Annotated in this window: 15 protein-coding genes and 1 pseudogene; 13 read left to right on the top strand and 3 right to left on the bottom strand. The window is 71.6% G+C overall.

Features of this window, described 5'->3' with window-relative positions; all coding sequences use genetic code 11:
- Positions 1-77: 77 nt before the first annotated feature.
- The 6 genes from AB0I91_RS01125 to AB0I91_RS01100 all read left to right on the top strand — a co-directional run bounded on the left by AB0I91_RS01125 (position 78) and on the right by AB0I91_RS01100 (position 7232).
- Positions 78-1109 carry a GDSL-type esterase/lipase family protein gene (locus tag AB0I91_RS01125; RefSeq protein WP_499634541.1) on the top strand — a complete coding sequence of 344 codons (1032 nt, stop codon included), beginning with the start codon at positions 78-80 and terminating at the stop codon, positions 1107-1109.
- Between the two features lie 140 nt (positions 1110-1249).
- Complete coding sequence (locus tag AB0I91_RS01120) at positions 1250-2260, top strand: efflux RND transporter periplasmic adaptor subunit (RefSeq protein ID WP_499634539.1); 1011 nt, start codon at positions 1250-1252, stop codon at positions 2258-2260.
- Positions 2257-2994: an ABC transporter ATP-binding protein gene (locus AB0I91_RS01115; RefSeq protein ID WP_498772296.1), complete on the top strand. Its 738-nt coding sequence runs from the start codon at positions 2257-2259 to the stop codon at positions 2992-2994. The genes AB0I91_RS01120 and AB0I91_RS01115 overlap by 4 nt, the downstream gene beginning before the upstream one ends.
- The gene (locus tag AB0I91_RS01110; RefSeq protein ID WP_499634535.1) at positions 2991-4292 is read left to right on the top strand and encodes an ABC transporter permease; all 1302 of its coding nucleotides are present in this window, start codon (positions 2991-2993) and stop codon (positions 4290-4292) included. The genes AB0I91_RS01115 and AB0I91_RS01110 overlap by 4 nt, the downstream gene beginning before the upstream one ends.
- A gap of 482 nt (positions 4293-4774) precedes the next feature.
- Positions 4775-5587 (top strand): nitroreductase/quinone reductase family protein, encoded by an 813-nt coding sequence (locus AB0I91_RS01105; RefSeq protein ID WP_498772300.1) that lies wholly within the window; start codon positions 4775-4777, stop codon positions 5585-5587.
- A 160-nt stretch (positions 5588-5747) separates the two neighbouring features.
- Positions 5748-7232, top strand: a complete 1485-nt coding sequence (locus AB0I91_RS01100; protein WP_499634532.1) for a chymotrypsin family serine protease — start codon at positions 5748-5750, stop codon at positions 7230-7232.
- Positions 7233-7354: 122 nt separating this feature from the next.
- On the opposite strand, the gene AB0I91_RS01095 is transcribed toward AB0I91_RS01100, so the two are convergent.
- The gene (locus AB0I91_RS01095) at positions 7355-8107 is read right to left on the bottom strand and encodes a hypothetical protein (protein WP_499634529.1); all 753 of its coding nucleotides are present in this window, start codon (positions 8105-8107) and stop codon (positions 7355-7357) included.
- Between the two features lie 792 nt (positions 8108-8899).
- Between AB0I91_RS01095 and AB0I91_RS01090 the strand changes: the two genes are divergently transcribed.
- Positions 8900-10378 (top strand): ISL3 family transposase, encoded by a 1479-nt coding sequence (locus AB0I91_RS01090; protein WP_499634526.1) that lies wholly within the window; start codon positions 8900-8902, stop codon positions 10376-10378.
- Positions 10379-10842: 464 nt separating this feature from the next.
- Here the strand turns inward: AB0I91_RS01090 and AB0I91_RS01085 are convergent, their stop codons facing one another.
- Both AB0I91_RS01085 and AB0I91_RS01080 read right to left on the bottom strand, forming a co-directional pair.
- The gene (locus tag AB0I91_RS01085) at positions 10843-11640 is read right to left on the bottom strand and encodes a family 16 glycosylhydrolase (RefSeq protein WP_499634524.1); all 798 of its coding nucleotides are present in this window, start codon (positions 11638-11640) and stop codon (positions 10843-10845) included.
- Positions 11641-11813: 173 nt separating this feature from the next.
- Positions 11814-12386, bottom strand: a complete 573-nt coding sequence (locus AB0I91_RS01080; protein ID WP_498772308.1) for a TetR/AcrR family transcriptional regulator — start codon at positions 12384-12386, stop codon at positions 11814-11816.
- A 252-nt stretch (positions 12387-12638) separates the two neighbouring features.
- Here AB0I91_RS01080 and AB0I91_RS01075 point away from each other — a divergent pair.
- The 6 genes and pseudogenes from AB0I91_RS01075 to AB0I91_RS01050 all read left to right on the top strand — a co-directional run.
- Positions 12639-13439 (top strand): annotated as a pseudogene (locus tag AB0I91_RS01075) (S1 family peptidase); the annotation flags it as partial.
- Positions 13440-13466: 27 nt separating this feature from the next.
- Positions 13467-13805: a proprotein convertase P-domain-containing protein gene (locus tag AB0I91_RS01070; RefSeq protein WP_499618146.1), complete on the top strand. Its 339-nt coding sequence runs from the start codon at positions 13467-13469 to the stop codon at positions 13803-13805.
- A 305-nt stretch (positions 13806-14110) separates the two neighbouring features.
- Complete coding sequence (locus tag AB0I91_RS01065; protein ID WP_498772310.1) at positions 14111-16348, top strand: DUF6801 domain-containing protein; 2238 nt, start codon at positions 14111-14113, stop codon at positions 16346-16348.
- Between the two features lie 111 nt (positions 16349-16459).
- On the top strand, positions 16460-17758 hold the full coding sequence (locus AB0I91_RS01060) for an FAD-dependent oxidoreductase (RefSeq protein WP_498772312.1): 1299 nt from the start codon (positions 16460-16462) through the stop codon (positions 17756-17758).
- A 36-nt stretch (positions 17759-17794) separates the two neighbouring features.
- Positions 17795-19321 (top strand): sensor histidine kinase, encoded by a 1527-nt coding sequence (locus tag AB0I91_RS01055; RefSeq protein WP_499618142.1) that lies wholly within the window; start codon positions 17795-17797, stop codon positions 19319-19321.
- Positions 19309-19950, top strand: coding sequence for a response regulator transcription factor (locus AB0I91_RS01050; RefSeq protein WP_498772316.1), 642 nt, complete (start codon positions 19309-19311; stop codon positions 19948-19950). Before AB0I91_RS01055 ends, AB0I91_RS01050 begins: the two co-directional genes overlap by 13 nt.
- The last annotated feature ends 76 nt before the right edge of the window (positions 19951-20026 follow it).

Below are 20026 nucleotides of genomic sequence, written 5' to 3'. Positions count from 1 at the left end.
CGGACGTTGTCGGCACGTTACGCGCACCCTACGGTCGGATCACGTCCGATCGAGGGCAACCCCTTTGGAGGCCTGCGGTGTCGCGGAAACAGGTTGGCGCCGTAATCGGCGCGCTCTTGCTCACCGGCTCCACCTTCCTCGCGGTCCCCGTCACGGCCGGCGCCGTCGACGACCGGCCGACCGCCGTGGTGTCGCTCGGCGACAGCGCGATGTCCGGCGAGGGCGCCGGGTCCTACGAGCCGGGCACCGCCGGCGAGAACGGCAACTGGTGCCACCGCTCCACCCAGGCCATGGTCCACCGCACCCGGTTGGCCGAGCGGACGTTCAACCTCGCGTGCTCCGGCGCGGACTCGGCGAACGTGTCCCTGGCCGACACCGTGCACTACACCGAGGGCTCCCAGGCGCGGCGGCTGATCGACATCGCCCGCCAGTACCGCGTCACCACCGTCGTCGTGCAGGTCGGCGCGAACGACGACGTGCGGTTCGCCGACACGATGGTCGACTGCGTGGCCGCGTGGGTGAACCCGTTCGGCGCGAGCTGCCGGTCCACGTTGGAGCGCGAGTGGCCCGGCCGGCTGGCCGGGATGGCGCCCAAGGTCGAGAACGCGCTGCGCGACGTCCGCACCGCGATGACCCAGGCCGGGTACGCCACCTCCTCCTACAACCTGATCCTCACCTCGTACGCCTCGCCGGTGACCGAGAAGATGGACCGCTACCTGCACGGCCCGCAGGGCTGCCCGCTGCGCCTGGCCGACGCGGGCTACGGCCGCACGACCGCCGTGCCGCAGCTGTCCGAGGCGCTGCGCGGGGTGGCGACCCGGTCGGGCGTGAAGTTCCTCGACTTCTCCCGCGCCACGGAGAACCGCGAGGCGTGCAGCAAGGGCGAGAGCTCCGCGGGCGAGTGGCAGCGCAGGCTGACCGTCGACCCGTACGCGTTGGTCACCGGCGGCCTGGACGCCATCGGCCTGCACCTGGCCCAGCAGTCGTTCCACCCGAACGCCGCCGGCCACGAGCAGCTCGGCCGCTGCCTCACCGAGTTCGTCAACGGCGGCGCGGGCTCGGCCCGGTGCCTCGCCGGCGCCGACGGGAACCTGCACGCCGTCGCGTAGCAGGCGCTGACCACCGGAAACCGCTCTCGCCCCAGCCGGGGTGAGAGCGGTTTCCGCGTCACACGCAACCCCGATGATCCCCCCGGCGTCATATGGGTAAATTGGCGAGACCGGACAGGGGAATCGCTTTGGGGGGACCGGTGTCGAAATCTGCCTTCGTCCGCGTGTGCGGACTGGCCGCGGCGGTACTCGCCGCGGCCTCGTGCACGTCGACCGGAGCCGAGCCGGTCAACCCGGAGCTCGCGCCGCGCGGCACCGTGCAGACCACGGCCACGCCGACCAGGCAGGACCTGACCAACAAGGTCAGCCTGACCGGCAAGGTCACCATGAACCCGCTGTTCGGGATCGTGGCCCCGGTCGCCGGCCAGGTGCGCTACTGGACCGTGGAGGAACCGACCGCCACGCCGACCAGGCCCACCCGGATCGCCACGGTCTGGACGGACGGCAAGCCCACCAACGTCGACGTGCCCGCCGGCTCCACGTTCGGCGGACGCCTGGTCGACGACCGGGCCACCGTCACCGCGGGCATGCCGATCGCCTCGGCGAAGCACGCGGGCTACGGCATCGTCGCCGAGATCGACGGCGAGCAGGCCTACCGGATCTCCGAGGCCGCGCAGGGCACCGTGCAGGCGCAGATCAAGAACGGCCCCGGCCCGTTCCCGTGCACGCTGCTCGGCACGATCGCCGCACTGCCCGTGGGCACCGTGCCCGCGCCGCCGCCCGCGCAGCCCGACCCGGACGACACCGACGCGACCGGCGCCAACACCCCCGCGCCGCCGCCCCAGCAGCAGCCGCGGGAGCCCGACACCTCCTCCGAGCCGACCGGCCTGCGCCTGGTGTGCACCGCGCCCGCCGACGTCAAGATGGTCAACGGCGCCGCCGCCACCCTCGAACTCGTCACCGCGTCCGCGCAGAACGCGCTGGTCGTGCCCGTCGAGGCGGTCGCGGGCGGCCAGGGCAAGGGCAAGGTCGACGTGGTCGGCCCCGACGGCGCCAAGGTGACCACCGACGTCGAGCTCGGCCTCACCGACGGCAAGGTCGTGGAGATCAAGTCGGGCCTGACGGGCGAGGAGACGCTGGCCGTGCCCGGACCGAACCTGCCACCCGGCGAGGGCGCGGGCCAGGTCGAGCCCGGGGCGGGCCGCAAGTGACCACGTCACCCCTGCTCGTGCCGCCACCCGTGGCGTCGCCGCCGTTGATCCACCTCACCGGCCTGACCAAGACCCTCAAGGGCCAGGACGAGCCGCGCACCATCCTCGCGGGCGTCGACCTCACCGTCCACGCGGGCGACAGCGTCGCCATCCTCGGCCGCTCCGGCTCCGGCAAGAGCACCCTGCTCAGCCTGATCGGCCTGTTCGACCGACCCGACGGCGGCCAGTACCTGCTGGGCGACCGCGACATCACGAAGATCCCCGAACGCAAGGCCGCCGCGCTGCGCAGCGCCGAGTTCGGGTTCGTGTTCCAGCGCTTCTTCCTGCTCAAGCACCTCACCGCGGCGCAGAACGTGGCCATGGCGCTGGTCAACGGCCAGGGCTGGCTGCCCAGGCGCAAGCGCAAGGCCAAGGTGCTCGCGGCGCTGGAGCGCGTCGGCATCGGCCACCTGGCCAAGCACAAGCCGCCCCGGCTGTCCGGTGGCGAGCAGCAGCGCGTCGCCATCGCCCGCGCCCTGGTGCGCGAACCGCGGATCCTGCTGGCCGACGAGCCGACCGGCGCCCTGGACACCGAGACCGGCAACCTCGTCGTGGAAGTCCTGCGCCAGGCCACCGACGTCGGCTGCGGGCTCGTGCTCGTCACCCACGACCACGACCACGCGGCGAAGATGGGCCGGGTGCTGCACCTGTCCGACGGCCTGCTGCGCCCGGCCGGGCAGCGGGTGGTCGCGTGATCAGGCTGTCGGGCAGGCTCCGGGCGTCGCTGATCATCGGCGGCCAGGGCATCCGGGCCCGCAAGCTGCGCACGTTCCTGTCGATGGTGAGCCTGTTCCTCGGCGTGCTGGCCGTCGTCGTGGTGCAGGCCGGCGCGGAGATCGCGAACCGGGCCATGCTCGCCGACGTCGAGCTGTACCAGGGCAAGGACGGCACCCGGCAGATGTACCTGTCGCCGGAGGGCCAGGCCGTGCCGGTGGCGTTGGAGGTGCTGAAGGGCCGCACCGACGCCGTCGCCATGACCAGCGCGCGGGCGATCATCGGCGAACCCGGCGTGAAGCCGATCAACGAGGGCGGCGGGCCGATCGACCAGCCCGGCGGCCCCCCGATGACGTGCGACGAGAACGGCTGCCGCCCGCTCGACGACGGCAACGCGACCGCGCCGCAGGGCCAGGCGATCGAGCTGCAACTCGTCGGGCTCACCGGCGACATCCGCCAGTTCCGGCCGTTCCGCCCGGCGCAGGGCCAGTGGCTCGACTTCGGCGGCGCGCCGTCGCTCGCGCCCCGGCTCGTGCTCAACCTGGAGGCGGCGAAGGCCTTCAGCCGCTACCAGGTGCCGGCCGAGATGAGGGTCGACGGCGCGGACGCCAACCCCACGCCGCAGTTCATCGGCGTGGTGGACGACGGCGGCTACCAGCCGACCGCCTACGTGCGGTCCGACGAGCTGCTGAACTGGCTGCCGGTGACCAGCATGAGCGGCGGCGACACGGGCCCCGGCCTGCAGGTGCTCATGACGCCGATGGCGATCGAGGTCGAGCACGTCCTGCGCGCCAGGCTCGTCGCGGCGGGCACGCCCGAGGACCGCATCCACGTCCAGACGGTGGAGACGCTGAAGCGCATGTCCACCGAGCTGGCGTTGATGCGCTGGATCTTCCTCGGCATGGCGGCGCTGGTGCTCATGATCGGCGTGGCGGGCATCCTCAACGTCGGCCTGGCCACCGTCGGCGAGCGCATCGAGGAGTTCGCGCTGCGCCGGGCCGTCGGCACGCCCCGGCTGTTGCTGGCGGGCATCGTGCTGGCCGAGACGTTGCTGACCGGCCTGCTCACGGCGGCGTTGGCGATCGGCGCGGGCGTGGTCGGGCTCAAGCTCGCGCTCGTGGTGTTCGGCTCGCGGTTCCCGTCGCTGGAGGGCACGGCGTTCCCGTGGCAGGCGGGCGTGGCCGGTGTGGTCGCGGGCCTGGTGGCCGGCATCCTCGGCGGCCTCGTCCCGGCGCTGCGCGCGGCCCGCATCCCGATCTCCACCGTCATGCGGGCGTAGCCGCACCGGTCGTGCGGGGTCAGGGCGCGGCGGTCCACGGCCGCAGGCCGAGCTGTTGCGCCACAACAACCCGGTCACCGCCGACTCGCCACACCAGCAGGAAAGGAAGACGGGGCACGTCACCGATCGTCGCACAATGACGGGAAGTTGCCCGACCGCGCATTCACGAGATATGCTCACGCCCGTGACTGCCGGGTCGGCCTTGAGCCACGAGCGAGAGAGTCACCCGGCCAAGGTTTGACCGCCGGGTGGGCCAGAGGCCCGCCGCACACCGGGGATTCCCGGGTTTCCGCGCACGTAGCCGCGACGCACCCGCACCCCGTTCCCCCCACACACCAGCGCATCGGCGCACTGGCGCGCGCACGCGTGCCACCGCGCGGGACCGTCGTGCCCGCGCGCCTCCACAAAACCTTCACCGAAAACCACGGCGCAATTCACCCGTGGTGATCCGGTCATGCCCAAAATCAGGAGACGAACCGCAGATGGATTTCCACCAGCAGGTGATCGCCGAGTTCCGCGCCAACGCGGGCCACGTCGGCGGTCCCTTCGAAGGAGGCAGGCTCATCCTGCTGACCACCACCGGCGCGCGGACCGGCGCACGCCGCACCCACCCCCTCGGCTACCTGCCGGACGGCGACCGGATCGTCGTCATCGCGTCCGGCGGCGGCTCGCCACGCCACCCCGGCTGGTTCCACAACCTCGTGGCCAACCCGGTGGCGCAGGTGGAGGACGGCGTCTTCACCTACGAGGCCAAGGCGACCGTCCTGACCGGACCGGAGCGCGACGAGCTGTGGGAGCGGGCCGTCGAGTCCGACCCGGGCTGGGCCGAGTACCAGGCCAAGACGTCCCGGCTGATCCCCGTGGTCGCGCTGACCCAGGTCTCCGGCGGCCCGCCGAACGCGACGAGCTGGGGCGCCGCGCTCAAGCTCGTGCACGGCGCGTTCCGCCGGGAGCTCGCCACCATCCGCCGGGAGGTCGCCGCGTCGAAGCCCACGCTCGGCGCGCAGCTCAAGGTCAACTGCCTGACCGCGTGCCAGGGCCTGAGCTTCCACCACACGTCCGAGGACACCGGCATGTTCACGATGCTGCGGGACCGGTACCCGGAACTCGCGCCCACCCTCGACCGGCTCACCGAGGAGCACGAAGCGATCGCCGCCCTGCTGGCACAACTGCGGCAGACCCTCGAACGCGGCGACGCGACGACCCTGCGCGCCGACGTCGACCGGCTGATCGGCGAGCTGGAGGCCCACCTGACCTACGAGGAGGAGCAGTTGATCCCCTTCCTCGACGCCTGACGGAGTCCCCGGCGACTTCGTGACAACCGATCGTCCGCGTGAGGACATGAAGTAAGTGGAACCCCGTGTCTTAGTCTCGCGCGGCAGGGCTTCACCGATGCGGCCAGTCCACGTCAGGTTGAATGCTCATGTTCCCCATCCACCGAGCAAGGAGATGTCCGTGGGTAGAGCAAAGGGCTTGGGGGCCCTGTTCGCCTCGCTGGTCGTCGCGGCGACCGTGGTGAGCGCGACGGGAGGTGCCACCGCCGCGCCCTCGGCACGCGCCACGCTGAACCCGGCGGCGGTCGCGGAGTCCGTGCGGTACCTCGTCGACAACTACGGCGTCAGCGAGCGGGAGGCGCTGCGCCGGCTCGAGCTCCAGCACGAGGCGGTGCGCCTGGACGGCGTGCTGCGCCGGGAGAACGCGGCCGAGTACGGCGGCATGTGGCTCGACCAGGAAACCGGCGAGCTGGTGGTCGCGCTGACCGACCCGGCCGCCGCGAACCGGCTCCTGGCGGACCTGCCCGACCGGGCGCACGTCCGCACGCAGGCCGTGCGGCACTCGTTGGCCGACCTGACCGCCGCCAAGGACCGGATCGCCGCCAAGGTGGGCGCCGGCTCCGAGGCGGTCTACCTGCCCGCGGTCAACGAGCGCGACAACGAGGTCGTCCTGTGGGAGCGCTCGTGGGTCGCGCGGGAGAAGGTCGCGGTGGCCAAGGACGCCGAGGTCGCGCACGAGAGTGACGCGGCACGTCGGGCGGTGGCCGAGGAGTCCGGCGGGACCGGCGTGGCCGTGCGGTCCAAGGTCCTGCCCAAGCCGAACCCGCTCGCGGCCACGTTCCCCGACCAGGGCGCCTGCCACCCGCTCGCGTGCGTCAACTACGGGCCGATGCGCGGCGGCCTGCGGCTGGACATGAAGCGCGACAACGGGACCTGGGGCGGCTGCACGGCCGGCTTCAACCTGCGCTCCACCGGCGGCGGCCACCCGGGCAAGGCCTGGGTGCTGACCGCGGGCCACTGCATGGCGACCAAGACCAACAACACGCCGACGCAGCACAACGGCGTGCCCGTGCTCCAGCAGCACGGCATCGAGAGGAACTCCTACCCGTACGACTACGCGGCGCTGCTGTACGTCGACACCCCGACCCGCAACACCTGGCTGGAGAACCACACCGGCCGCAACCGGGTGCTGAAGTACTGCTTCAACGGTGGGACGGACAGCAACGCCGACACCCCGTGCGGCGTGCAGGAGACGTCGGCGGACGAGTACATCACCGGCACCCACACGCTGGCCGAGGTCAAGGCCGGCTGGGTCGTGTGCGCGACCGGCTCCGCCTCCAACGCGATCGACTCGCCCGGCGCGGTCGACAGCGGAGCGGGCAAGGGCTACAAGCCGGGCACCCGCTGCGGCCGCGTGCTGTCGACCGACGTCGGCATCAACACCGACATCTGCGCCCGCCCGGGTGACAGCGGCGGACCGCTGTTCAGCCAGGTCGACCACACCGCGTTGGGCATCCTGGAAGGCAACCAGCAGTCCCGCACGGGCGCGTGCGTCTCCGGCGAGCTGAACAACTACGTGCCGGTCGAGACCATCCTGACCGACATCCACACCCGCTACGCGAGCCTGCGGTCGACGTTCTCGGTGATCACCACCGCGAACGGCTGACCCGTCCCGCGCCTCGGCCCGCCTCCCTCGACTCGGGGGGAGGCGGGCCGCTCGCGCGGCTGCGCACCGCTCTCGCTCAGTGCCGCCGTCACGCAGTCGTCGCCGTTATGCAGTGGTCGCCGTCATGCAGTCGTGGGCGCGAGCAATCCGGCCACCAGCAGCACGCACACCAACAGGGCCACCAACCCGACCGCGATCACGTAGTGCCGCCACGTGGCCCGGCCGGGCATCCGCCGCAACACGACCCCCACCGCCAGCAACGCCGTCAGCGCGATCGGCAGCAACGCCCGCCACGCCCGGTCGAACGAGAACGGCAGGAACGAGTCCGCGCCGTACAGCGACAGGATCAACGCGGGCAACCCGAGCCCGGCCGCCGCCGCGGCCGCCACCATGTTGAACCGCTGCTGCGCCTCACCATCCTGCGCCACCGCGAACGTCGCCATGCTGCTCAACAACGCCTGCAGCCGCGCGACCTCCTCGGCCAACTCGACGTCCATCGCCTCGCAGTGCCGCAACGCCGCCCGATGCGTCTCCGTCCACGGCCGGGTGGAACCCACCACCTCGCCGCGGTTGTGCCGATACGTGTCGACGTCCCACAACGCGATCCCAAGCCCGTCGCGCACCGCTTCGCGGGCGTGGTCACGGGCCCGGCTCAACGCCATCGACAACTCGATCACCTGCGCCAACAACGACCGCAACGCCGTCGACCGCCGCTGCGCCAACAAATCCGCGACCTGCCGCTCCAGTTCGTACCGCAACCCGCGCAACCGCGTCACCTCGTTGCGCGACGCCTCGGCGAACGCCTTCGCCACCGTCACCACCGCCATCCGCGGCTCACCGTCGACCAGGTGCGCGGGCTCCGCCAACGACGCCACCACCTCCGCCTTCAGGCGCCCGACATCCGCCTCCGCCCCACCACTCCCACCTCCAGCCCCCTGCCCATCCCCGCTCCCGCCCCCGCCCCCGCCTCGGGCCCCACCACCACCGACCTCCTGCTGCCACCCACCACTCTCCCGCCACACCGCCTGCACCACGAACGCCACCGACGTCCCACCACCGGCCTCCACCACAACCCTCGCCCCACCAACCACAACCCGCCGCTCACCACGCGCACCGATCAACCGAACCAACGGCGGCACGAGCAGCACCCCACCCCCGGCCCGCCGCGCCGCCCCACTCCCATTTCCACTCACCACCTCATCCGCAACCACACAAGACACCACCGCCCGCAACCCGTGCCCCTTCTCAACCGGATCACCAGCGAACAACAGCGAGGTCGACGGCATAAGTCGATCTTAGTTCCGGCCCCACCCGCGATCGCCCGAATCGACGGAACCGGGCGGAACCTGGCACAGCTCGGCCGAACCGGGCCCACACGACGAACCTGCCCACACGACGAACCGGGCCCACGCAACTCGGAGGGCCACGACCGCGACGTGGTGGCTGCGGCGCACTCCCACTCCCGGGCCCGCGAACCCGTGCTCCCCACCCCAGGCCCGCGCACCCCGTGCTCCCCGCACCCCGTGCGGGTCTGTCAAACGAGCGGTTCTGTCGCTGTTTGAGTGATCAACTTGTTGGGCTGCTCGACGCTGCGTGCCGTGTGCCTGCGATCATGGTCGGGGTGTGATCGCGACTGGTGGGAAGCCCTGCTGCCGCACCTTGCCGGTGTGGTGGTCGAGCGGGTCGAGCGGACCTCCGCAGGTGTGCGGGTCTGGGCGTGCACGACGGTGAAGGCTGCCGCTTGCCCGTCCTGCGGTGTGCGGTCGAGTCGGGTGCACAGCCGCTATGACCGGAAGCTGGACGACACGCCGGTGGCCGGTCGGCCGGTGATGCTGCGATTACGGGTGCGCCGGTTCTTCTGCGACGACCAGGGTTGCGCGGTGGGGACGTTCGCCGAGCAGGTCGACGGTCTGACCGTCGGGCACGCGCGGCGCACCCTGTTGTCGCGCACCGCGTTGGAGCGCATCGGATTGGCGTTGGCGGGTAGGACAGGGGCACGTCTGGCCGTCGGTCTCGGGCTGCCGACGAGTCGAAGCACGCTGCTGCGGTTGGTGCACGACCTGCCCGATCCACCGGTCGGAGCGGTGCAAGTGCTCGGGGTCGACGACTTCGCCCTGCGGCGTGGTCGCCGCTACGCGACCGTATTGATCGACGCGGTCACCCACCGCCGCGTCGATGTGTTGCCCGACCGCAAGGCAGCGACCCTGGCCGCATGGTTGGGCGAACATCCCGGCGTGGGCATGGTCTGCCGGGATGGCTCGGCCACCTACGCCGAGGCTGTCCGCCAGGGCGCTCCGGACGCGGTCCAGATCGGTGACCGATGGCATATCTGGAACAACCTCGTCGCGGCGGTGGAGAAGACCGTGACCGCCCACAGCACGTGCTGGTACGTCGGGCCGCAGCGGCGCACCAAGGTCGCGGAGGAGCGGACCCTGCAGCGGCACGCCGCGGTCCACGACCTGCTCGGCCAAGGCGTCGGACTGCTGGACTGCGCACGACGACTCGGCATATCGCTCAACACGGTCAAGCGCTACGCCCGCGTCGCCTCGGCCGAGGATCTGCGGCGTCCGCCGCCCTACCGGCGCAGCATGATCGACCCCTACCGCGACCACCTGCGCCGTCGTCTGATGCAGCAACCTGACATCCCGGTCACCCACCTGCTCGCCGAGATCCGCACCCTGGGCTACCCCGGCAGTGCCAACCTCCTGGTCCGCTACCTCAAACAAGGCCGCGCCGAACCCGAGCGCGTCCCACCCTCCCCGCGACGCCTGGTCACCTGGCTGACGAGCAAACCGGAGAACCTGCCCGAGCATCATCGCCGCCATCTCGACGACCTGATCACCAGCTGCCCGCCGATGACGACGCTCGCCCGGCGGATCCGCGAGTTCGCCGTGCTCCTCACCCGCCGTCGAGGCCAGGGCCTCGATGCCTGGATCGACGCGGTCCTGGCCGACGACCTGCCCGCCCTGCACCGCTTCGTCCACGGTCTGCGCAAGGACAACGACGCCGTGGTCGCGGGACTGACCCTGCCCCACAGCAACGGCCCCACGGAAGGAGTCGTCAACAAGATCGAGCTGCTCAAGCGGCAAACCTACGGAAGGGCGAGCTTCGCCCTGCTGCGCAAGCGAATCCTGCTCAACCAGTAACGCCCTCGGGTCCGTGGCCTTCACCCCAAGTCGTTGATCACGCAATCAGCGACAGAACCGCTCGTTTTACAGTCCCCCCCGTGCTCCCGCGAGGTCCGCTTTGGCGCCTCGTGACGCTCGGCGGTGCTGGGTGACGCCCGGCGGTGCTGGCACCCTGAGGCTGCTGGCACCCTGACAGTGGTCGTGGTGGGTGTCGTGGCTGTCTCCGTGACAGGCCGCCCGCCGTGCCTTGCCGCCTCCTTCTTTCCCGGCAACGTCAATGGTGTGTTCAAAGTTTCCTGACGACGTAACCCATCAGGGTGAACTCAGGGTGGTGGATGGAGGCGGTGTGGGTGGGTGGGGAGAGGTGGGTTGAAGGTAGGTCCTTAGCTTGCACGAAATTGTGGAACGTGCAAGCGCGTGCGTTCCCGCCGTCGGGTGAAATGGGGACGGCGGGAACGAAGGGGCGCGCGGGTAGGACAAGGTTAAGAGCGGGTGCGGCCCACGTAGAGGTTGCGGGCGCGGTAGTAGGTGTCGGTGGTTGGGCCGGTGGTGCCGGAGGAGCCCTCCATCTGCAGGTTGATGATGATCCACATTGGCTTGCCGACGAAGTTGGCGCCCCGGTGCTGGCCGACCCACGTCCCGTCGAGGTAGTAGTGGATGTCGACATCGGTCGCGCTGACCTTGGCGATCCACGCCCGGTAGGTGTGCCAGGAACCGGGCGACGACACCGGGCGAATGGTGTTCGACCAGCCACCCGAGGCGTTCTTGTAAGTGTTGAACCAGTTCCGCGCGTCACCCTTGTACTCCAGGATGTCGCTCTCCGGCGGCCACGAGTTCGCACCCGTGAGCCAGAACGCGGGCCACGTGCCGCGCGTCGACGGAGCCTGGAACTCGCCGCGCACCTCCCAGTTCGGGAACTGGTCGTTGACCAGCACGTGCTGCCGGGCGTGCACCGCACCGGAGTGGTACCGGATCGGCAGGTGCGGGTCGGCGGAGCTGTTGCCCTCGTCCCAGTTGATCCGGGTCGCCCTGATGACCAGCGTCGACCCTTCCAGGAACACGTGGTTGTGGTCGGACGCGCTCGCGTACATCCGCGCCGTGCCGTTGTGGTCCGAACCCCACGGGTAGCGGTAGTTCCAGACCGACTCCAACGTGCTGTAGCTCGCGAACGATCCGTTGATGACGGTCTCCCAGGCGGCGGCCCGGCCGAGGCCGGACGTGCCGAGAGCGGCCAGTCCGGCGCCGCCCGCCACCAGGAGACCACGTCGACTCACTGTCACGGGAAAGCCCTTTCCTCGACGACGTTGACGAGGCGGTGTCACTCCCGAACCTAGAGATCAGCCCGGTGTCACGTCAACGGATGCCCCAAGGGCCGCAAGGGGTGCGGACTGTCCACTGTGGTCACAGCACACCACTGTGGCTGGTTGATTACTCACTTGAGGGAGGCAGGGGATCAGTAGTGGCGGATGCCCTTCGACAGGGTTCGGGCCCACGGTGCGTCGATGTCGTCCGCCTGCGCCGCCACCACCAGGTGGCACAGCATGCCCATGGCGAAGAACTGCTGCACCTGCTCCTCGCTGCCGCCCGACACGCTGCGCACGTACTCGACCGTCCGCGCCACCCCGCGCTGGAAGACCTCGCGCACGGCCGGTTCGGAGATCGCGGCGCACTGGGCGTGCATCTGCACCAGCAGGAGCGTGTTCTCCGCGGAGATCAGGTGGGCGTAGGCGTCGCCCATCGCGTACAGGACGTCCTCCGGTGCGCTGCCCTTGGCCTCGGCGACCCCGTCGGCGAGGCTTTCCCTGACCCGCGCGAAGCTGTGCTCCACCACGGCCAGGAACAACGCCTCCTTGTCGGGGAACAGCCGGTAGACGTAGGCCTGGGAGATGCCGGCGGACTTCGCGACCTCGCCGGTGGTCGTGCCGTAGTAGCCGCGGGCGGCGAACGCGCCGATGGCGGTGCGCAGGACCGTCTCCCGACGTTCCTCGGCGGTCGACAGGCGGCGTTCACTCGATGCGGCAGGCACGAGTGTAATCAACCACTCACACCTGTGGAAGTCAAGTCGGGACGCTCGCCGGTGCTCAGAGCCACGACCGGCAGAACCACGCCCTACCACGGACCACACCGGAAGAACTCCCGTCGATCGACGGATTGTGAGCAGGCCGTTCGCCACGCACGATGAGTCGCCGGCAGAGGGGCCGGCTGGATAGTTCCCTGCGATCTCGACGTCCGGCCACCCTGCGAGCACGATCCCGGCCGGGCGCGGGAAGGACCAACCGTGCGCGACACCGTGAGAAGGACGCTTGCCCTCGGTGTGGGCATCGTCGCCGCCCTGGCCGCCTTCGGGGGCCAGGCGATCGCCGCCCCGCCGCCGCCGGACACCGTCAACCCCACGCCGATGGTCGTCGGCGGCACCCAGGCCGCCAAGGGCGAGTTCCCCTGGATGGTGCGGCTGTCCATGGGCTGCGGCGGCTCGATGCTGACCGACCAGCTGGTGCTGACGGCGGCGCACTGCGTCAGCCGCACCGGCAACAACACGTCCATCACCGCCACCTACGGCGTGGTGGACCTGCAGGACACCACTCGCGTCACCCGCACGTCCACCTACGTGCACCGCGCGCCCACCTACGGCACGGCCACCGGCGGCGACTGGGCGATCATCAAGCTGGCCAGCCCGATCACCGGCGCGGCGCTGCTGCCGATCGCCACCACCGCGGCCTACAACACCGGCGTGTTCACCGTGGCCGGCTGGGGCGCCACGCGGGAGGACGGCGGCCAGTCCCGCTACCTGCTCAAGGCGAACGTCGACTACATCGACGACACCACGTGCAAGAACTCCGACCCGTACTACGCGGACCTGATCCCGGCGGCCGAGCTGTGCGCGGGCAAGCTCGCGGGCGGCGTCGACACGTGCCAGGGCGACTCGGGCGGCCCCATGTTCCGCCGCGACAACAACGGCGCGTGGGTCCAGGTCGGCATCGTCAGCCACGGCAACGGGTGCGCGCGGCCGGACAACCCCGGCGTCTACACCGAGGTGAGCACGTTCGCGGCGGCCATCAACCAGGCGGCGGCCGACCTCGGCGGCACGCCCCAGCCGCCCGGCAAGGTGTTCGAGAACCTGGACAACGTGAACATCCCGGACGCGGGCGCGGCGGTCTACAGCAACGTCACGGTGAGCGGCATCGCGGGCAACGCGCCCTCCACCCTCAAGGTCGGCGTCGACATCAAGCACAGCTACAGCGGTGACCTGGTGATCGACCTGGTCGCGCCGGACGGCTCCACCTACCGGGTCAAGAGCTCCAGCGGCTCCAGCACGCCCAACGTGGTCGCGACCTACACCGTGAACGCCTCCTCCGAGGTTGCCAACGGCACGTGGCGGCTCAAGGTCCAGGACGTCTACAGCCAGGACACCGGCTACGTGGACGCCTGGCGGCTCACCTTCTGACCTCACCACCCGACGACCGCGCGCCGAGCACTCGGCGCGCGGTTTGTCATAGGTGTGCCAAAAGTCGTCCCGGAAATACGCGTCCGCGTGCCAATCGTTCGCCATTTCCCTTTCTGTGTCTCGTCCATGCAGGTCACGGGCCGGGTAATTGTCCGAAAATGACAATTTCCCGGCCCGTCCGCGAATGGTCATCCGGCAGTCTTGCGCAAGTGTTGCGGCCTGGTTAATTTCCCCTTGCAGCACGTCTGCGAACCATTCCACCCCTTAATTGCCGACGTGCGCTCGGCGTCAGGGAGGACGTTTCCGTGAGACACAGCAGACCAGCCCTCGGGCTGACGAGGCTCGGCGTGGCGGCCATGGTCGTCGCGGGCCTCGCGATCGGCACGGGCACCGGTTCGGCCGCCCAGGGCGACCTGACCCAGACCTACAGCTGCCCGTTCCCCCTGATCGGCGACCAGAACGTCTCGGTGAACATCAAGACCACCCAGCCCGGCACGGTCGTCGCCGGCGCGTTCACCCCGCAGCTCGACATCACCGCCGTGTCGAACGCGGGCCCGACGGCCACGCAGGGCTTGCGGCTCGTCGGCGCCGAGACGATCCGCGGCACCGCCCGCGCCACCTCGAAGGTCACCGCGCCCGGCGACCAGGGCGCGCTCACCGTGCAGGTCGCCGCGGACGTGCCGGACCAGCCGATCCCGGCCGTCGGCAACGACCTCGTGCTCGACGCCGTGGGCTCCGCGCCGGGCCTGCGCTTCGACCAGCCCGGCGCCGCCACCGTCGAGGTGACCGACCTGGTGCTGGAGATGACCCCGCTGCGCGCCGACGGCACGCCGACCGACCTCGGCACGTTCGTCGCCGACTGCACGCCGACGCCGGACCAGGACACCGTGCTGCAGACCTACACCGTCTCGGGCGCCGCCGTCACGCCCGAGACACCGGCCGGCACGGGCGGCACGCCACCGCTGCGCCAGGTCTACACGTGCCCGTTCCCGTTGATCGGCAACCAGAACGTCACCGTCGACATCGACACCGACCTGCCGGCGGAGATCGGCGTCGGCGAGTTCACGCCGCAGCTCGACATCACCGCCGTGTCGAACGCCGGGCCGACCGCGACCCAGGGCCTGCGGCTCGTCGGCGCGGAGACCATCCAGGGCACGGCGGTCGCGACGTCGCTGGTCCGCACGCCGGGCGGCCACCTCGCCGTGGCGGTGCCGGCGGCCGTGCCGAACCAGCCGATCCCGCCCAGCGGCGACCTGGTCATCGACGCCGCGGGCGCCGCGCCCGCGCTCCGGTTCGACCAGCCGGGCACCGCGACGCTGTCCGTGCACGACCTCGTGCTCACCATGACCCCGAAGAAGGCCGACGGCACCGACACCGGTCTCGGCACGTTCGTCGCGGACTGCACGCCGGTCGACGCGGCCCAGCGCACCGTGCTGCACACGGTCACCGTCACGTCGGCGCAGGACACCGAGGCACCCACGGCCCCGTCCGGCCTGACCGCCGGCGCGACCACGCCGACCAGCGTGCCCCTGTCGTGGGACGCGGCCACCGACAACGTCGGCGTGACGGGCTACGACGTCTACAACGGCGACACCCTCGCCGCCACCGCGGAGGGCACCGGCGCCACCGTCGACGGCCTCACGCCGGACACCGAGTACACGTTCACCGTGGTGGCGAAGGACGCGGCGGGCAACCGCTCGCCGGCCGGCCCGCCCGTCACCGCCCGCACCCAGCCGCGGCCGGACACCGAGGCGCCCGCCGCACCCGGCAATCTCCGGTCCACCGCCCAGACCGAGACCAGCGTCGCGCTCGCGTGGGACGCGGCCACGGACAACGTCGGCGTCACGGGCTACGAGGTGTTCAACGGCGCCGCGTCCGCCGGCGGCACGACCGGCACCACGGCCACGGTCGACGGCCTCACGCCGGACACCGAGTACAGCTTCACGGTCGTGGCGAAGGACGCGGCGGGCAACACGTCGGGCGCGAGCGCCGAGGTGAAGGTCCGCACGAAGGCGAGCCAGGGCCCGCCGGTCGTCGAGCACGGCTACGGCCTGACCGGCGGCACGAGGATCAAGGCCGCCAACGGCACGGTCGCCCTCACCGGTGGCATCGCCGCCGCGCTCGACCTGTCCACCGGCGCGTTCGACGCCGACCTGACGCTCGACCCGGCCACCGGCCGGTTCAAGGCCTTCGGGTTCGTGCCGGTCAAGGCGAAGCTCCAGTTCGCGCAGGCGGCCAAGACCACCGGCACCCTGGCGGCCGGCGTGCTCAGGTCGACCTCCAGCGTGACCGTGAAGCTGCCGCACGTCACGGTGCTCGGCATCCCCGTCAGCACCGGCCCGGACTGCCGCACGAAGACACCGGCGTCGATCCCGCTGGAGTCCGGGCCGGGGTTCGACCCGCTCGCGGGGGGCGTCCTCGCGGGGGTCTACACGCTGCCGGCGCTGACCGGCTGCGGCCCGCTCACCGGCCTGATCAGCGGGCTGACGTCGGGTCCGGGCAACACCATCGAGGTGACGCTGTCGCCGCGCCCGCAGCGCTGACGCCCGGCACCCGGGCGAGCGGCCCGTCCGGCACCCGGGCGGGCCGCTCGTGGCGCGAGGATCGCACAACTGAAGAAGCACACCGGCGGCCAACGCTGTCAGAGTCGCCGGATGACGCATGCGGTGGTGTTGGGCGCGAGCATGGGTGGGCTGCTGGCGGCCCGCGCGTTGGTCGGTTTCTACGACCGGATCACGGTGGTCGACCGCGACCCGTTGACCGAGGACGCCGTGCACCGGAAGGGTGTGCCGCAGGCCAAGCACTTCCACACGATCCTGCTGCGGGGCAAGCAGGCGCTGGACGTGATGTTCCCCGGCCTGACCGACGAGCTGGTCGACGCGGGCGGGTTGCGCGTCGGCTTCAACGTCGACGCGCGGTTCGTGCTCGCGGGCCACACCTTGGCCCGCACGGACACCGGCGCGTCCGACATCCAGACGACCCGGCCGATGCTGGAGGGCGCGGTCCGGGCGAAGGTCGCGGACTACCCGGGCGTGCGGATCATGTCCCGGTGCGACGTGGTCGGGCCGGTGTTCGAGCGCGGCCGGGTGGTCGGCGTGAAGGTGACCCGCGACGGCGCGGAGGAGGTGCTCGACGCCGACCTCGTGATCGACGCGATGGGCCGGTCCGGCCGGGCACGGGCGTGGCTCGCGTCCCTGGGCCTGCCGACGCCCGAGGAGGACCGGATCGACGTCGACATGGTGTACGCGAGCCGGCTGGTGCGCCCCACCGCGCCGTTCCCGGACAAGCTGGTGCTCCTCGGCCCGGTGCCCGGCCGGCCGACCGGGTTCGCGTTCGCCGCGCAGGAGCACGGCCAGTGGATGATCACCCAGGTCGGCATGGCGGGCGACCACCCGCCCACCGACGAGGCGGGCTTCCTGGCGTTCCTCAAGCGGTCCGCGCCGCCGGACGTGCAGGACGCCGTCGCCGCCTCGGAGCCGATCACCGAGATCCGCACGCACCGGTTCCCGGCCAGCCTGCGCCGCCGCTACGAGCGGTTGCGGGAGTTCCCGCCCGGCCTGCTGGTCTTCGGCGACGCGATGTGCAGCTTCAACCCGATCTACGGCCAGGGCATGACCGTCGCGGCGCTGGAGTCCGAGGCGCTGCGGAAGTGCCTGCAGGACGGTGAAGGCGACCTGGCGCGGCGGTTCTTCCGCGCGTCGGCCAAGATCATCGACCCGGTGTGGCAGCTCAACGCGCTCGGCGACCTGGCGCTGCCGGAGATCCCCGGCCACCGGTCGCTGTCCACCAAGGCGCTGAACCGGTACGTCGCCAGGATGCAGCGCGTCGCCACGCACGACCCGGTGGCGGCCACCGCGTTCATCCGCACCATCGGGCTGCTCCAGCCGCCGTCGTCGATCCTGCGCCCGGACGTGCTGGCACGCGTCCTGGTCGGTGGTCTGCGCCGCGGCTGAGCCGACCGGCCCGCCGGCCCGGCTACCTTGGGCGCCATGCTGCTGCCGTTCGCGATGTTCGCGGTGAGCGCCGTCTACGTGACCGCGGGTGTGATCGGCCGCCGCGTGCAGCCGCGCAACCGGATCGGGCCGCTGTTCGTGCTCGTCGGCGTGGGCTGGCTGCTCGACTACACCGTCGAGGGCGGGTCGTTCCTGTTCCAGCTGGCCTGCAAGGTCTGGCCGGCCGTGCTCGGGCACGCGCTGCTGGCGTTCCCGACCGGCAGGCTGCGCACCACGCCGCGCCGGCTGGTGGTGGCCGCCGGGTACGCCGAGACGCTGGCGCTGGCCGTGGGGTTCGAGTTCGAGCGCCAACCGTGGGCCGCCGCGATCGTGGGCGCCGAGACGCAGATGACCGCGGTGGTCGGCATCGCCATGCTGGGCCTGCAACTGCACCGCTGGCGGGTCAGCAGCATGGCGCAGCGGCGCACGCTGACCGCGATGCTCGGCGCGGCGGCGGTCGCGATCATCGGGTTCGTGGTGTGGGAACCGGTGGAACGCGCGGGCCTGCAACCGCCGCTGGTGGTGCTGATGCTGGCGTTGAGCGGCATCCCGTTCGCGTACCTGGCGGGGTTGCTGCGCCGGCGGATGGACCGCGGCGAGGTGGCCGACCTGGTGGTGCGGCTCAGCGGCGACAGCAGGCGCGCCGGCGTGCAGGAGGCGCTCGCCGCCACGCTGCACGACCCGAGCGTGCGCGTGGCGTACTGGGTGGCCGAGCAGGAGCGGTACGTGGACGTGGACGGGCGGCCGGTCGCGCTGGACTCCGTGCACACCAGGGTGGACCGCGGTGGCGTGCCGGTCGCCGTGCTGCTGCACGACCCCGTGCTCGACCTGGAGCTCGTGGACGCCGCGTGCGCCGCCGTCGGCCTGGCGCTGGAGAACGAGCGGCTCACCGCCGAGCTGCGGGCCAGGGTCCGGCAGCTGGCCGAGTCGCGCGCCAAGGTGCTGCGGGCCGCCGAGGACGAGCGCCGCCGGCTGGAGCGCGACCTGCACGACGGCGTCCAGCAGCGGCTGCTGTCGGCGGTGATGACGTTGGGGCTGGCCGAGACCGTGCCGCCGGAGCGGACCCGGGCGCTCGCCGCCGAGGCCAAGCAGGCGGTGCTGGCGACCATCGACGACGTGCGCGCGGTGTGCCAGGGCATCCACCCGCCGGTGCTCACCGAACGCGGCCTGCACGGCGCGGTGCGCGAGCTGACCGCGTTGGCCGAGCCTCGGGTCGACCTGACCCTGGACCTGCCGGAGGACGTGCCGCCGTCGGTCGAGACAACCGCGTACTACGTTGTCGCCGAGGCGTTGGCGAACGTCACCAAGCACGCCGAGGCGTCCCGGACCAAGGTCGCGATCAGCGGCCGGGGCGGGCGGCTGGTGGTGGAGGTCGACGACGACGGGCGCGGGGGAGCGGACCCGGTGCGCGGCACGGGCCTGCGCGGCCTGGGCGAACGGGTGGAAGCGAACGGGGGGACGATGCGGGTGGTCAGCGCGGCGACGGGCACGAGCGTGCGGGTGGTGCTGCCGTGCGGGTCGTGATCGCGGAGGACTCGACGTTGCTGCGCGAGGGGTTGGCGCGGCTGCTCGCCGAGGCCGGTTTCGCCGTGGTGGCGGCGGTCGAGGACGCGTCGGCGTTGACGGCGGCGGTGGACGAGCACCGGCCCGACGTGGCCATCGTGGACATCCGGATGCCGCCGACGCACACCGACGAAGGGCTGCGGGCCGCGGTGGCGTTGCGCCGCCAGTACCCCGGGACGGGGGTGCTCGTGCTGTCGCAGTACGTCCGGGTGAGCTACGCGGCCGAGCTGCTCGACGCGGGCGCGGACGGCGTCGGCTACCTGCTCAAGGACCGGGTGTCGGACCTGGCCGAGTTCACCGCCGCGATCCGGCGGGTGGGCGCGGGCGGGTCGGCGTTCGACCCGGACGTGGTGAGCAGGCTCCTGGTGCGGCGGCGCGACGACAGCGACGACCGGCTGACCGACCGGGAACGGGCCGTGCTCGCGCTGATGGCGGAAGGGCGCACCAACCAGGCCATCGCGCAGCGGCTGTTCATCGCGGAGCGGACCGTGGAGAAGCACTGCACCAGCATCTTCACCAAGCTGGACCTGTCCGCGAGCCCTCACGACCACCGCCGCGTCCTGGCCGTCCTGCGCTACCTCAACGCCTGAAAAGGTGCGGTTAACCGCACCACGCGGTGGTGCTGGCACGATTCCCGGGCCACCCCCGGCGCGGGCACGCTCGTCC

Origin of the sequence: Actinosynnema sp. NPDC049800 (assembly GCF_040656635.1) — a bacterium.
GTDB lineage: Bacteria > Actinomycetota > Actinomycetes > Mycobacteriales > Pseudonocardiaceae > Actinosynnema.
This window is presented reverse-complemented; position numbering and strand designations above follow the sequence as displayed.

What these genes read in the sequence shown, in the direction of transcription:
- AB0I91_RS01105 (WP_498772300.1), top strand. Translation starts at nt 4,775, where the DNA reads ATGGATTTCCACCAGCAGGTGATCGCCGAGTTCCGCGCCAACGCGGGC.
- AB0I91_RS01060 (WP_498772312.1), top strand. Translation starts at nt 16,460, where the DNA reads ATGACGCATGCGGTGGTGTTGGGCGCGAGCATGGGTGGGCTGCTGGCG.
- AB0I91_RS01055 (WP_499618142.1), top strand. Translation starts at nt 17,795, where the DNA reads ATGCTGCTGCCGTTCGCGATGTTCGCGGTGAGCGCCGTCTACGTGACC.